The sequence below is a fragment of the Halorubrum sp. PV6 genome, assembly GCF_003990725.2.
Lineage (GTDB): Archaea > Halobacteriota > Halobacteria > Halobacteriales > Haloferacaceae > Halorubrum.
The window spans coordinates 351588-364907 of the sequence record NZ_CP030064.1 but is presented as its reverse complement, the minus strand read 5'-3'; the positions used below and the strand labels follow the sequence as shown (position 1 = coordinate 364907).

General features: G+C 70.0%; 11 protein-coding genes and 2 tRNA genes. 5 read left to right on the top strand and 8 right to left on the bottom strand.

Features of this window, described 5'->3' with window-relative positions:
- Positions 1–32: 32 nt before the first annotated feature.
- A complete protein-coding gene (cca, locus tag DOS48_RS15470; RefSeq protein WP_127116612.1) occupies positions 33–1442 on the bottom strand; it encodes a CCA tRNA nucleotidyltransferase in 1410 nt (469 codons plus the stop codon).
- A 161-nt stretch (positions 1443–1603) separates the two neighbouring features.
- Between cca and DOS48_RS15465 the strand changes: the two genes are divergently transcribed.
- Positions 1604–1676 (top strand) — tRNA-Asn (locus DOS48_RS15465).
- A 153-nt stretch (positions 1677–1829) separates the two neighbouring features.
- A tRNA-Ile gene (locus tag DOS48_RS15460) sits at positions 1830–1904 on the top strand.
- A gap of 42 nt (positions 1905–1946) precedes the next feature.
- Here DOS48_RS15460 and DOS48_RS15455 read toward each other — a convergent pair.
- Positions 1947–2810 (bottom strand): TIGR01548 family HAD-type hydrolase, encoded by an 864-nt coding sequence (locus DOS48_RS15455; protein ID WP_127116611.1) that lies wholly within the window; start codon positions 2808–2810, stop codon positions 1947–1949.
- Between the two features lie 72 nt (positions 2811–2882).
- The gene (locus tag DOS48_RS15450) at positions 2883–3395 is read right to left on the bottom strand and encodes a UPF0146 family protein (RefSeq protein WP_127116610.1); all 513 of its coding nucleotides are present in this window, start codon (positions 3393–3395) and stop codon (positions 2883–2885) included.
- Between the two features lie 39 nt (positions 3396–3434).
- Here DOS48_RS15450 and DOS48_RS15445 point away from each other — a divergent pair, with 39 nt between their 5' ends.
- The 3 genes from DOS48_RS15445 to DOS48_RS15435 all read left to right on the top strand — a co-directional run bounded on the left by DOS48_RS15445 (position 3435) and on the right by DOS48_RS15435 (position 5563).
- Positions 3435–3956, top strand: a complete 522-nt coding sequence (locus tag DOS48_RS15445) for an archaemetzincin family Zn-dependent metalloprotease (RefSeq protein ID WP_127116609.1) — start codon at positions 3435–3437, stop codon at positions 3954–3956.
- A 65-nt stretch (positions 3957–4021) separates the two neighbouring features.
- Positions 4022–4321, top strand: a complete 300-nt coding sequence (locus DOS48_RS15440; RefSeq protein WP_127116608.1) for a DUF6432 family protein — start codon at positions 4022–4024, stop codon at positions 4319–4321.
- An 81-nt stretch (positions 4322–4402) separates the two neighbouring features.
- Positions 4403–5563: an aminomethyltransferase family protein gene (locus DOS48_RS15435; RefSeq protein WP_127116607.1), complete on the top strand. Its 1161-nt coding sequence runs from the start codon at positions 4403–4405 to the stop codon at positions 5561–5563.
- A 56-nt stretch (positions 5564–5619) separates the two neighbouring features.
- Here the strand turns inward: DOS48_RS15435 and DOS48_RS15430 are convergent, their stop codons facing one another.
- The 5 genes from DOS48_RS15430 to DOS48_RS15415 all read right to left on the bottom strand — a co-directional run bounded on the left by DOS48_RS15430 (position 5620) and on the right by DOS48_RS15415 (position 13216).
- On the bottom strand, positions 5620–6795 hold the full coding sequence (locus tag DOS48_RS15430) for an inorganic phosphate transporter (RefSeq protein ID WP_127116606.1): 1176 nt from the start codon (positions 6793–6795) through the stop codon (positions 5620–5622).
- 1 nt (position 6796) lies between these two features.
- The gene (locus tag DOS48_RS29525; RefSeq protein ID WP_256370864.1) at positions 6797–6925 is read right to left on the bottom strand and encodes a hypothetical protein; all 129 of its coding nucleotides are present in this window, start codon (positions 6923–6925) and stop codon (positions 6797–6799) included.
- A gap of 375 nt (positions 6926–7300) precedes the next feature.
- Positions 7301–7819 (bottom strand): metallophosphoesterase, encoded by a 519-nt coding sequence (locus tag DOS48_RS15425; RefSeq protein WP_127116605.1) that lies wholly within the window; start codon positions 7817–7819, stop codon positions 7301–7303.
- A 75-nt stretch (positions 7820–7894) separates the two neighbouring features.
- Positions 7895–10813: a DEAD/DEAH box helicase gene (locus tag DOS48_RS15420; RefSeq protein ID WP_210755392.1), complete on the bottom strand. Its 2919-nt coding sequence runs from the start codon at positions 10811–10813 to the stop codon at positions 7895–7897.
- 141 nt (positions 10814–10954) lie between these two features.
- Positions 10955–13216: a PAS domain-containing protein gene (locus DOS48_RS15415; protein ID WP_127116604.1), complete on the bottom strand. Its 2262-nt coding sequence runs from the start codon at positions 13214–13216 to the stop codon at positions 10955–10957.
- Positions 13217–13320 lie beyond the last annotated feature (104 nt).

The window sequence follows — 13320 nt, the reverse complement described above, 5'->3', positions numbered from 1 at the left end:
CGCGAGCGACGCGACTCGGGCGTCGAACCGGCTCACGGGTGCGGCTCGTAGAATTCTCGCAGCGGCACCCCGAACGCGGGCGCCAGCGTCGCCACCGCGTCGCCGACGAGCACATCGCGGTCGGCGAACTCCCGCTCGACGTGCGCGCCGAGCGCCACGTCGGTGGCGGCGTCGCTTTCGAGGAACCCCCGGACCGTCGTGAACTCCCGTTCCCGCTCGACGACGTAGCGGTTCCCGTCGATGAAGGGGCCGTACGTCTCGGGGTCGACGTCGTCGGCGTACGACTCGTAGAAGCTCGCCGCGTGTTTCCGCACCGCGACCGGCGGCCCCTCGTGGCGCGTGACCGCCGGGCGGGCCGCGACTTCCAACTCGGCGTACAGCGCGGCGCGCGTCGCCCCGTTGCCGGCGGTCGAACTGGCCTCGCGTTCGGCATCGGGACCGCTCGCGTCCGTCATCGCTCGCGCGCGGAGTACGTCGAACCCGCGGTCGTTCAGTCCTCGGACGACCCCGTCGAGGGACCGGCGGAGCTGCGGCCACAGCTGGTCGTCGACGAGGTCCGGGGCGTCGAAGGTGACGGCGACGGGCGTCGTCTCCCGCCGGTCGAGGTGGGCGCGCACGTCGGCGGGCGCGAGCGGCGTCGACTGCGCCGGCTCGAAGAGCCCTTCGCGCGGCGCCGAGAGGAGTTCGCGCGCGTAGTGTTGGAACCGCGCGAGGTTCCCGGCCGAGAGGACGGCCGCCACGTTCCGCGTCGGGTCGGTCGGGTCGACCACGACGAGCGGGTCGTCGAAGGTCCGTTCGGCGTGCCCCTCGGGGTCGAACTCGACGGGCGGGTGCCAGCTCCGCGCGGACTCGACGAGGGGGACAAACCCGCCGAGTTCCAAGACGAGCAGTTCGGTCAGATACCCCGAGAACCCCTCGGTCCGGAGGTCGCTGCCGTACGCGCCGATCGCCTTTAAAAACGCCTTCGCCAGCACGACGTCGGCGGCGAGGTCCTCGTCGAGGCGCGCGGAGAGGTACGCGTCGTGAAACGGGGTGCGGTCGACGGCAGACACCAGATCCCCGGCGGTCTCCACGTCGTGGCAGGGGACTAAGTCGACGTCGAACCCCTCGTGTGAGCCTTTCACGTACGGGTGTTCAGCGTACTCCTCGTGGCCATCCGGGAGGACGGCGTGCCCGACGGCGAGGCCGTACTCCTCTAACTGCTCGCGGGAGAGGTCGGCGCCGAACCGGACGAACAGATCGATATCGCGGTCGCCGGAGACCCACGTGCCGCGGGCGGTCGACCCGACCTGCACCACGTCGGCCTCGACCGGGAGGTCGGCGATCGCCTCGTGTGCCCGATCGGTGAGATCGGCCGCGACTGCGCGCAGGCGGTCGCGCTCCGCGGGCTCCGGGAGCACCCGGTCGCGGACGCGCGACAGCACCGACTCGAGATCGTCCATGCTGTCGGGTTCTCGCGGTTCCGCCGAAAGCGTGTCGGTCGCAGGGGCGCGAGACGCCCGGAACGCGGCCGGCGACGAGCCGACGCGGTCGGACTGCCCGCCGCGCCCGAGTCGGGCGGAAACGAAAGCCATATCAAAACGACGCGAGTACGCTGAATCGAGCCGAAGTAGCTCAGTTGGTAGAGCGCCTCGCTGTTAACGAGGCGGTCCCAGGTTCGAGTCCTGGCTTCGGCGCCTCTCCGAACGTCAACCCACGTAGCGCCGGCTCTGCATCTGTAGCGAACGCCGACGCTGCCCCCGTACCGCACCCCGCTCCCCGCCGGTCGCGTCCGGCGATCGGTCGGATTCGGTACCCTAAAGGGTTCGTCTCGTCTACCCGAACTCACCGGGCCTTTAGCTTAGTCTGGTTAAAGCGACTCGCTCATAACGAGTTGATCGCCGGTTCGAATCCGGCAAGGCCCATCTTCTGCCGAACCGACCCCGCGAGCGACGGGTGGCGCCGCGTTACGACAGCAGTTCGACCAGTTCGTTCACGTCCTCGACCACCGCGTCGACGCCGACCTCGGTGTACGCCCGTCGCCCGTCGTCTCCGGTCAGCCCGCCGGTGAGAACGCCGACCCCGTAGTAGACGCGGCTGTCGTCCTCGTCGTCGGCGTTGCGCGCCGTCCGCACGTCGTCGAGGGTGTCGCCGGCGAAGGCGACGCGGTCGGCGTCGAACCGCTCCGCCAGCGTGACGAGCGCCCGCGGGTGCGGCTTCCCCTCCTCCCAGTCGTCCATCGTGAATCGGCGGTCCTCGGGCACGTCGAGGCCGACGCGCTCTAAGGCGATCTCCGCCTCCGCGGCGGGCCGCCCGGTCAACACGCCCACGTCGAACCGGTCGGTGAGGTCGGCGACCGTCGCGGGTTCGATCAGCGTCGGCTCGTCGTGGATGTACCCCGGCGTCGAAAGCGGGGGCGCTCCGCCCTCCAGTTCGCGATACAGCTCCTCGCCGAGATACAGCGCCTGAAACGTCTCGCGGAGGCGGTCGGTGTCCCACTGGTCGCGGACCCGCGCCTGAGCGACGCTCGGGAGGTCGCGGGCGACCGCTTTCGCGGCGTCGATCCCGCCACCGCCGGCGGCGATGCGGTCCGTGAACGTCTCGACGTCCATATCGAGCCCCTCGCGGCGGGCCAACACGTAGAGGGCGGCCGCGTTCGTCAGCTCCCAGTCGTTGTTGAACCCGCCGGCGTTTTTAAATGACTGAATCGCGGAACGGTCGATCGTCTTGCCACACACTCGCTCGACGGACTCGAGGATCGCCCGTCGGTAGGAGTCGGCCACGTCGACCAACACCCCGTCGATGTCAAGAACGACTGCGTCGACCTGCATACCCGTACCCCGACAGGCGCGGGAAAGAACGTTCGGGTTCGCGTCGGCACGGCGCGCCCGCCGGTAAAAGCGTCACTCGCGGTCGGACGCTACCCCTCCGGGCCCGTCGTCCCGCGCGACGTACACCACGGCCTCCCCGAGCGCGCGGCGCGTGACGGGGACGACCGGCTCCTCGAACCCCAGCGTGGTGAACGCGCAGGCGGCGCCGAGACGCCTCGCGAACTCGACGGTCGGGCGCTGGAGTTCGGCGGGGAGGTGACAGGCGTACACCGCGTCGACGGCGACGCCATCCCCGTCGGCGAGGGGGTCGTCGGTGGCGTCGTCGATCACCGCGTCCGGGGCGTCGTCGGCGAGCGCCAAGACGTCCCCGCGGCGAACGCGGAGCGAGCCCGGAACCGCCGTGTCGCGGGTCTCACGCGCCGCCGCGAGCGCGTCCTCGCCGGGGGAGACGTCGACGGCGACGACGTGGCAGCCGCGTCGAGCGAGCGCTCGCGCGACAGACGGGCGGTCGCCGATACCGACCTCGACGAGGCGGTCGTGGGTCGCGAGCGCATCGACGAGCGCGCGACGGGAGGGTGCGATCACGTCGCGGGCTTTATGATTGCGGCGGTCATAAACCGTGCTATGCTCGTGGACATCGTCCCAGTCGGGGAAGTTGCCCCCCGCGTGAAACGCGAAGCGTCGGCGGCGCTCCGTTCGGTGTACGACTGTGACGTGACCGTCCACGACGACCAACCGATCCCCGAGACGGCGTTCGACGAGGGGCGCGACCAGTACCGCGCCGAGGACTTGATCGAGACCGTCAGCCGCGTCGGCGGCGGCGAAAAGAACATCGGGATCACCCCCCGCGACCTGTACTACCGGCGCCGGAACTACGTGTTCGGCCTCGCGTACCTCAACGGCAACGGCTCCGTGATCTCGACGCACCGCCTCCGCACCTCCTCCGACGGCGGCGTCTCGACGCGGCCTGCGGTCGACGTGTTCGCCGACCGAGTTCGGAAGGAAGTCGTCCACGAAATCGGCCATACGCTCGGATTAGAGCACTGCGACAACAGCAAGTGCGTCATGTCCTTCTCGCCGACGGTCCGCGAGGTCGACGTGAAAGAGGAGAACCTCTGTGGCACCTGTTCCCGGCTCGTTCGGTGAGCGGCCGGTCGAGGACGGCCCGGATCGCCGGTAGACGTAAACCCCGTCCAGTCCAACAGTCTCGTATGGCCGCAAAGCCGGAGTACCGCGACCGGCCGGACGTTGAGGTCGCGCTGTTGGACGCGCTCGTCGACCGCGGCGACGAGGGGATGACGGTGCTGGAACTGCGCGCGGCCGTCGACGCCGACATCGACGCCATCGAGGAGGGGTTGTCGACGCTGAAGGCGGACTCGCTCATCACCGTCGAAAGCGAGGAGCGAGTGCGCGTGTATCCCCACGACCGCGTCGTCCCGGACCCCGACGCCGAGACGGACGAGGACCCGGCATCGTTCGTCGACGTCGTCCGCGACCGGCTCGGACTGTAGCGCCACGGCGCGAACAGGGCGCCCGCACGGGTTGCGGGTGAAGCCAGCGACCTTTTGCCGCTCGCTCGACTCCGTTCGAGTATGACACTCGTCTCCGACACCCACGACGCACACGGCGCGGTGTACCGCGACCGCGGCGGCCGGCAGGTGGTCGACCACTACGGCAAGCCGGAACGCGTCGGGAAGGCGGTTCGCAACGTCGTCGGCGCGATAGAGATGGGATACGGGATCCTCACCGTCCGCGGCGAGGACCGCGTCGAGTTCGTCGACAACGCCGTCTCGAACCGCGTGCCCGACGAGGACGGGCAGGGCGTGTACGCGCTCTTGCTCGACCCGCAGGGCGGCATCGAGACGGACATGTACGTGTACAACGCCGCCGAGCGCCTGCTCGTCTTCCTCCCGCCGGAGCGGGCAGAGGCGGTCGCCGAAGACTGGGCGAGCAAGGTGTTCATCCAAGACGTGACGATAGAGGACGTCTCCGCCGACCTCGCGGTCTTCGGGATCCACGGGCCGAAATCCACGGAGAAGGTCGCCTCGGTGCTCGGCGGACCGGGCGCCCCCGAAAAACCGCTCTCGTTCGTCCGCGGATCGATGGTCGACGCCGGCGTCACGGTGATCGCGAGCGACGCGCCGCTCGGCGAGGAGGGGTACGAGGTCGTCTGTGCGGCCGACGACGCGGAGGCGGTCCTCGACACCCTGATCAACCGCGGACTCAACGCGCCCCCGTTCGGGTACCGGACGTGGGACGCGCTCGCGACGGAGGCCGGCACGCCCCTCTTCGAGTACGAGTTGGCGGGCACGGTGCCGAACGTCCTCGGACTCCGGAACGCCCTGGACTTCGAGAAGGGGTGTTACGTCGGCCAGGAGGTCGTCTCCCGCGTCGAGAACCAGGGGCGACCGAGCCGCCGACTCGTCGGCCTCGACCTCGACGGCCTCGCCGACGCGACCGCCGCCATCGACGGCGACGCCGACCCTGAGGGGTACGACGCGGTCCTCCCGGCGTCCGGTGCGGCCGTGTTCGACGGCGACGAGGCGGTCGGCGAGGTGACGCGGGCGGCGGTCGGACCGGACGCCGGCGACCCCATCGCCCTGGCGCTGGTGCAGTTCGACGCCGCCCTCGACGGCCCGACCGTGCGCGTCGACGGCGAGGAGGTCGCGGCGACGCGCGTCGCCCTCCCGTTCCCCTCCGTCGACGGTAGCGCACGCTCCGCGCGGCTGCCGACGTATCCGGACGAACGGTAGGCGGCGGGGATCCGCTCGGTCGACGGTTGAACTCTTTTATAAGCGAGCGGCACCGCTCACAGCGCGAACTGCACGACGGTGTAGGCGGTGAACCCGAGCGCGAGCGATCCGACGAGCGAGCCGATCCACGCGAACACGGTGTAGCCCATCTTCGCCCGACTCACGCCCGCGTCGCCGGCGGCGTAGCCCGCGCCGACGATGGCGGAGACGATGATCTCGTTGAACGAGACGGGGATGCCGAAGGCGACCGCGGTCTGGGCGATGGCGAAGGAGGGGATGAGCGCCGATATCGACCGACGCGGCCCCATCGAGGCGTAGTCCTGTGAGATCGCTTTGATCATCCGCGGCGCGCCGGTCCACGACCCGACGAGCAGCCCCGTGCCGCCGCCGACGAGCAGCGCCCACAGGGGCACCCCGACCTCGCTGAATATCGGGACCAGCGGACCGATCGCGAGCCCGACCTGCGAGCCGCCGGCCGAGAAGGCGACGAGCCCGCCCATCGCGAGGAGGAACCGACGCTGGGCGGCCGCCTGGTCCCGCCCGAGGTCGACGTACACCGCGAGGGCGACCGCCGTCGCCACCGCGACCGTGACGAGGGGCGTGCCGATCCCCCCGACGCCGAGTTCGGGCCCGAGCGCCTGCGACATCGACGCCTGCTCGCCGGGCGGGCCGAGCAGCGCGAACCCGACGTTCGCGACGAGCGCGCCGACGAGCCCCGCGAGCGCCGCGGTGAGCGGCCGCTGAGGGAGCGCGTCCCCGATGAGCAGCCGGGCGACGACGTAGGCGACGCCGCCGCCGACGAACGGAGTGAGCACCCAGAGCGTGAGGATCTCGGTGTACTTCGGCCACGCCGGATCGCCGCCCATCGCGAGGCCGACGCCGACGACCGCGCCGGTGACGGTGAACGCGGTCGCGATCGGATACCCCGCGAACACGCCGGTCGCGACGAGCGCGGCCGCGGTGAGCAGGGCGATGATGGCCGCGCCGGCGGTGAGCGTCACGCCGCCGATCAGCTCGGTCCCCACCGCCTCGGTGACGTTCGCGCCCTGGAGGATCGCGCCCGAGAGTCCCAGGACGCCGACGACGAGCCCCGCCCGCATCACGGAGATGGCGTTGGCGCCGACCGCCGGGGCGAACGGTGTCGACCCGGAGGAGCCGGCCCCGATAGACCACGCCATAAAGAGGCTCGCGGTGGCGGCGACGCCGAGGGTGGCGACAGTTGCGACGACCATGTTACTCCTGCCCGTCCTCGTACCCTTCGCGGAGCCCGGTGAGGGTGCGCCGGACGAGGAGGAACGCGAAGAAGAAGAACACGAGGAGGCCGGTAAGAACGATGACAAACAGCGGTTCGACCGGGAGCATACACCTGAATCCGTCGGCACGGTGTTAGGCGTTTCGGCAGCCGGCTCGCACGGGATTTCGGAGACGGGCGGCGGCCGCCGACCGACCGATGACTAAAACGCGAGTTTGTGCCTAAGCCACGTATAAGATGTCACCGCCGAAAGGTAGTAATGCGACCCCCGCTTCGGCCCTCCCCGAGTTCGGGTCCCCACCGATCAGCCGCAACGGCACGTACTGTCGGCGGCGGTTCCCCGCTGCCCTCCCCCCTCCCACCCCTCCGGTGCCAGTGCGGTCGAACACTGGGGCGTCGCATCCGCCCGCCGCCTCCCGCTTCCTCTCCCCCTCCCCCTTCCGGCGGGCGTCACACCTCCGAACAGGGCCCCGCTCGGGCGTCGCTTACGCCTCGATACGGAACGTTTCGAACACCTCGCCGTCGGGCGTGACGAGACGCCCGTCCAGCGCGTCTTGCGGGCCGTCGACCGGGTCGAGCTCCGCGTGAGCCGCGCGGTTCCCCCGCGGTTGGGCGTGGCTGCCGGGGTTCAGTATCGGAACCGACCCCGTGTCGTCGAACCGGGGGCGGTGGCTGTGCCCGCAGATCACGGCGTCGGCGCGGCGCTCGCGCGCGAGCATCACGAGGCCGGTGTCGCCGTTTCGGTGTCGGTGCGTGACCGCGAACCGAACGCCGGCGTACTGGACCGTTCGCACCTCCGGGAGCCGGTCGCGGATCGCCGCGTCGGCGTTGTTCCCGTAGACGGCCCGCAGGCTCCGAGCCGCCGACTCGAAGGCGTCGAGCACCGGCTCCCGGTAGAAGTCTCCCGCGTGGACGACGAGGTCGGCCTCGCGGACCGCCTCCGCGGTCCGCCCCTGCAGTTTCGGCTCCGTTCGTCCGTGGGTGTCGGAGACGACGACGAGCATACCCCCGCTCCGCGCGCGGCGAGGTTAAACCCGCGGCACCGGAGCGCCGTCGCAGGCGGTCCGGGGGCGAACGGTTCAGTCCCAAAACGACTGCGTCCGGGCGTACTCGCGCTCTTGGCGGAGCACGTCGCGGTAGAACTCGTCTTCGTCCTCGCGGAGCTTGTTGATTATCCGGGCGGCGTTGTGCGGTCCCACGCCGCGGGCCGCCAGCGCGACCACGGCCCGCTTCCCGTGCGTCTGGACGAGGCTCGCGGCGCGGTGGGCGCGCTCGGTGCGCCGCTCCTGTTCGTCGTCCTTCTCGGTCGCTCGGACCGCCGTCACCGTCTCGTCGTCCCACGGGTTCAGGGCGGCGACGCGCGTCGACCCGCAGTCGGGGCATTTCGGCTGGTCGGCGACGCGACGCACCTTCGTCGTGTGCCGCCAGTCGGTACAGTGGAGACAAAAGAGGATCACGCGGTCGTTCTGGATGCGCTCGCGGATCGTCTCGATCACGTCGGCGTCGGCGTTCTCGGGGACGAGGAACTCGGTGCCCGCGGAGCGACCCGCCGTGCCGAGCGGGGTGCGCTCGCGGGCGATGGCGAGGTCGATATCGCCGTCCTGTATCGCCGTCAGCACCGCGGCCGTCTCCGCGACCGCGAGGTCGGCGTGGAACACCTCGCGGAGCGCCTCGTCGTAGACGGGGGTCCCCTCCAAGGCCGCGAGCAGGCGATCGCCGCCGAACCGACCCCGCCCCTCGCGGTAGCGCTTGACCGAGCCGAACTTCGCGGCGACCTGCGCGAGCGTGAACTTGAGCGCGTCCGACTTTTTTAAGGCGAGTTCGAGGTACGCCTCCAGCCGGTCGGGGTCGGTCGTCTCCAACACCTCGCGGAAGGTGCTCGGATCGACATCGTGTGGCACCTCGAACTCGACCCGGTACGGGTCCACGTCCATCCCGATCGACGAGCCCGCGCGCTGGCCGACGAGCGCCGCGAGGAGGCGCGCGAGCGTCTCGTTCACCTCGTGGCCGAAGGCGGCGTTGACCGCGACGGTGCGGGCGCTCCCCTCGATCACGACGCGGCGGTCGGTGGGGACCGGGTGGTCCGCCTCGACGTGGTCGACGACCGGTTTCAGGGCGCTCGCGATCGTCCCCTCGTCGGCGGGGTAGCGCTCGGCGAGGTCGCCGGCGACGGCCTTCGGGGTCGCCCCCGCCGCGAGCGCCTCGGCGGCCTCGCCGCGGATCCGGCCGACCTCCTCGGCGACGGGTTTCGGGACCGGGATCTCCTGGCCGATCCACGAGGGCACCTCGCCGGCGGGGTCGGCGATGGGCGTGACGTTCACGCGCTCCTCCTCCTCGTCGACCTCGGTGATCCGCCACATCTCGCCGCGCTGGATGAACGTCTCGCCCGGCCCGGCGAAGTTGACGACGAACCGCTCGTCTAAGGTGCCGATTCCCCGCCGCGAGGACATGTCGTACACCTCGTAGGTGGACTCGTCGGGGATCATCGAGAGGTTCGCGTAGAAGTACTGCCACGTGCCGCCGGACTTCTCTAAAGTGTCCGACTCCTCGTCGAGCCAGAGCAGTCGGTTCCCGTTGAGTTCGCGGACGACCTCCTGGAACTGCGGCTCCGAGAGGTCGGCGAAGGGGTACGCGCTCGTGACGACCTGATACGCCTCGCGGGCGTGGACCTCGCCCTCGTCCATCACCACGCCGACGATCTGGTTCGCGACCGTGTCGAGGCTCCCGTGGTGGATCGCGGCCGGCTCGACGAGTTCGTCGCCGGCTCGGCGGGCGATCGCCAGCGCTTCGAGCGTGTCGTCGCCGCCCTGCGTCACGACGGTGCCCTCGGAGACCAGATCGCGGCGGTGCCCCGCGCGGCCGACCCGCTGGAGCAGCCGAGCCACCTCGCGGGGGCTGCCGTACTGGACCACGTGATCGACGCGCCCCACGTCGATCCCGAGCTCCATCGAGGAGGTGCAGACGAGCCCGTCGAGCGACCCCGATTTAAACTGGTCTTCGACGTCTATCCGCACGTCCTTCGACAGCGAGCCGTGGTGGACCTCGATCTCGGTGGGGTCGCCGACCGCCTCGCCCGTCTCTTCCCGATCGGCGAGCGTTTTAAACCGCGAGCCGAGCGCCTCCGCGGTCTGTCTCGTGTTGACGAATATCAGCGTCGACTCGTGGTTGGCGACGATCTCACGGATCGTCCGGACGTGGCTCGCGGTTGTCTCGTCGACCGCCAGCTCGCCGGCGAGCGTGGCGTCGCGGTCCGTGATCTCCGGGTCGAGCACGCGCACGTCCGTCCGTGTCCCCGCCGCGACCTCGACGGTCTCGAACTCGCGGTCGCCGGGGCGCTCGGGGTCGCGTTTCCCCGACCCGACGAGGAACCTCCCGACCTCCTCGGGGGTCCCCACGGTGGCCGAGAGGCCGACCCGCTGGAACGGGCCGGAGACGCGTCGGAGGCGTTCGAGCCCGACGGTCAGCTGGGCGCCGCGCTTCGCGGAGGCGAGCTCGTGGACCTCGTCTATCACGACGTGGGCGACGTCTTCGAGCGCGACCTGCATCTTCGAGCCAGTCAAAATCGCCTGGAGGCTCTCCGGCGTCGTGATCAACACGTCCGGGGGGTCGTCGGCCTGCTTGCTGCGCTCGTACTGCGTGGTGTCGCCGTGGCGCACCGCGACCTCGACGCCGAGGGTCTCGCCCCACCACTCCAGCCGGTCCATCATGTCGCGGTTGAGCGCGCGCAGCGGCGTGATATACAGCGCGGAGATCCCCTCGCGGGGCTGGTCGCCCGGCGCGTCGCGGGCGGCGACGAGCGTGTCGAAGACGGGGAGCATGGCGGTCTCCGTCTTCCCCGTGCCCGTCGGCGCGAGGACGAGCGCGTTCTTCCCGCTCGCGAGCGGCGGGATCGCCTCGCGCTGGGGCTCGGTGGGGGTGGAAAAGCCCTGCTCGGAGAGCGCCTCGCGGACCTCGCGCCCGAGGTGCGCGAACGCGTCCATCCCGGACGGTTCCGCCATACGGTGATCGTCGGAGGTTGGGCACACGGCCGATTAAGCCCGTCGCTACGCGAGATCCGAGCGTCGACGGCCGGTGCCGGAAGCGGGCGGTCATTTAAAAAGGACCGGTACCGCAGAGCGGGCGCGCCGGCGGCCGCGGTCTCACTCGGCGACCGGGAGTTCGACGACGAACACGCAGCCGGTCGGCTCGTTGTCTTCGACCCACACGTCGCCGCCGTACTTGTCGACGAGCGTCTTGACGAGGTACAGCCCGACCCCCGTCCCGCCGCTTTCGAGGCCCTTCTCGCCCTCCTGGAATATCTGTTCTTTGTGGTCGTCGGCGATGCCGGGGCCGTTGTCCGCGATCGACACGCGCACCGTGCCCTCGGAGACGCCGGCCGCGACCGAGACCTCGGCGACCTCCTTGTCGTTGTGGACGACCGCGTTCGTCAGCAGGTTTCGGAACACCGCCTCCAGCAGGTCGTCGGCCAGCACGGTCACGTCGGGGATCGACCCGTCGACCGAGATCGCCACGCGGTCCTGATCGGACTGGACGCTCTCGATCTGTCCGGTGAGTTCGGTCCGGAGGCTCATCGGCGAGCGGTCGGCGTCGACCCGGAGCAGCACGTCGGTGACGTCTTTGGCCGTCTCCGTGATGTCTATCGCCTGTCTCGCGGCGCCTTTGACCGTTTGGGCGTACGTCCGGCTCCGGTCGTCGGAGAGCAGCTCTTCGAGCAGTTCGGTGTACGACTCGACGACCATCAGCTGGTTCCGGATGTCGTGGCGAACGACCTGATTCAGCAGTTTGAGGCTGTCCCGCTGCTCTTCGAGCGTCCGCTCGTACTCCTTGAGTTCGGTCACGTCGCGGGCGTACCCCAAGACGGCGTCTTCGTCCGTTTCCGATATTTTGTAGGGGATCTTCACCGTCTGCAGGATGCGCGTCTCCCCGGTCGCCGTGGTGAGCGTCTCCTCCGGAATCTCCTTCGGCTCGCCCGACTCGATCACGGCGAGATCGTCCTGTCGAAACTCCTCGGAGTCGTCGCGGTCGGGAATGATCTCCGCCTCCGACTTGCCCTCGATCTCCGCCGGCGTCTTCCCGTACGCCCCCGCGGTCGCCTCGTTCGCCAGGAGGTACTCCCCCTCGCGGTTCTTCACGAAGACGAGGTCGGGCACGAGGTCGATGATCTGCCGGAGCTCCTCGCGGGTCGATTCGAGGGCCATTTCGTACTCCTTCCGCTCGGTGATGTCCTGGAACAGCCCCAGCGCACCGACGACGTTCCCCGCGTCGTCGAACCGCGGGTCGGCGATCGTTCTGACCCACCGAACCCGGTCCGCCGCCGTGACGATCCGGAGTTCGAGGTCGTACGACTCGCCGTCCGCGACCAGGCGGTCGAAGGCGTCCTCGATGACGTCGCGGTCGTCCGGGTGGTAAAAGGCGATCCCGTCGGCGACGTCGACCGACTCGTCCGTCGGCACCTCGTGGATGTGGTACACCTCGTCGCTCCACGTGAGCGACTCGTCGACCAGATCGACCTCCCACCAGCCGATCGACGCGCTCTCTTGGGTCTGCTCGATGAGCGTGCGGGTGCGTTCCAACTCCCGCTCCCGGCGCTTCCGGTCGTCGATGTCGAGGTGGATGCCGACCCCCCGGACCGGCTCGCCGTCCGCGTCGCGCTCGACGACCTTCCCGACGTCGCGGATCCACTTCCACCCGCCCGACGCGGTCCGCATCCGGTGTTCCGCCTCGTAGTACTCGGTCTCGCCGGCCATGTGGGCCGAGAGGGCGTCCTCGACCGCTTCGAGGTCCTCGGGGTGGACGCGCCGCTCCCACGCGTCGAGGTGCGGCTCAATCTCGTCGAGCGAGTGGCCGAGCATCTCCGCCCACTGGTCGTTGAACTCGACCTCGTCTGTGGTCATGTCCCAGTCCCAGACGCCGATCTGTGCGCCCTCCACCGCGAGTTCGAGTCGGTCTTTGATCCGCTGGATCGTTCGCTCTCGGGCCTTCTGTTCCGTGATGTCGCGAGCGACGCCGACGACCCCCGCCACCGAGCCGTCCTCCATGATCGGGGTCAGCCGGGTATCCCACTCCCGCCGGCCGCCGGGCAGCGCGAGCGACTCCTCGTACTCGATCGTCTCGCGGCGCTCGACACAGCGGCGGTAGTTCGCTTCGACCGCCGCCCCCTGCTCGTCGCCCAGCAGTTCCCGCGGCGTCTTGCCGCGAATCTCCTCCAGCGAGATACCGGTGAGCCGTTGGTGCGACGCGTTCGTCCGTCGGAAGCGAAAGACCGGCTCCTCGGCGTCGCCCTCGACATCGATGAGGAAGACGGCGTCTTCCATCTCACAGAAGACCGTCTCGTAGATGCCTCGGTCCTCGTCGCCGACCGCGGGGTCGGGTACCGAGTTTGGCTCCCGCCAACTGTCCATACGGACGAATTAGCGAGTCGAAATATAAGCACTTCCGATCGGGAACCCTGCGAGCGCTCCGTCACCGCGCCATCGGGTAAGCGCTTCCGGGCCGCGAACCCGGC

What these genes read in the sequence shown, in the direction of transcription:
- DOS48_RS15440 (WP_127116608.1), top strand. Translation starts at nt 4,022, where the DNA reads ATGGCCGCAAAGCCGGAGTACCGCGACCGGCCGGACGTTGAGGTCGCG.
- DOS48_RS29525 (WP_256370864.1), bottom strand. Translation starts at nt 6,925, where the DNA reads ATGCTCCCGGTCGAACCGCTGTTTGTCATCGTTCTTACCGGCCTCCTC.
- DOS48_RS15455 (WP_127116611.1), bottom strand. Translation starts at nt 2,810, where the DNA reads ATGCAGGTCGACGCAGTCGTTCTTGACATCGACGGGGTGTTGGTCGAC.
- DOS48_RS15415 (WP_127116604.1), bottom strand. Translation starts at nt 13,216, where the DNA reads ATGGACAGTTGGCGGGAGCCAAACTCGGTACCCGACCCCGCGGTCGGC.
- DOS48_RS15420 (WP_210755392.1), bottom strand. Translation starts at nt 10,813, where the DNA reads ATGGCGGAACCGTCCGGGATGGACGCGTTCGCGCACCTCGGGCGCGAG.
- DOS48_RS15445 (WP_127116609.1), top strand. Translation starts at nt 3,435, where the DNA reads ATGCTCGTGGACATCGTCCCAGTCGGGGAAGTTGCCCCCCGCGTGAAA.
- DOS48_RS15430 (WP_127116606.1), bottom strand. Translation starts at nt 6,795, where the DNA reads ATGGTCGTCGCAACTGTCGCCACCCTCGGCGTCGCCGCCACCGCGAGC.
- DOS48_RS15435 (WP_127116607.1), top strand. Translation starts at nt 4,403, where the DNA reads ATGACACTCGTCTCCGACACCCACGACGCACACGGCGCGGTGTACCGC.
- DOS48_RS15425 (WP_127116605.1), bottom strand. Translation starts at nt 7,819, where the DNA reads ATGCTCGTCGTCGTCTCCGACACCCACGGACGAACGGAGCCGAAACTG.
- cca (WP_127116612.1), bottom strand. Translation starts at nt 1,442, where the DNA reads ATGGACGATCTCGAGTCGGTGCTGTCGCGCGTCCGCGACCGGGTGCTC.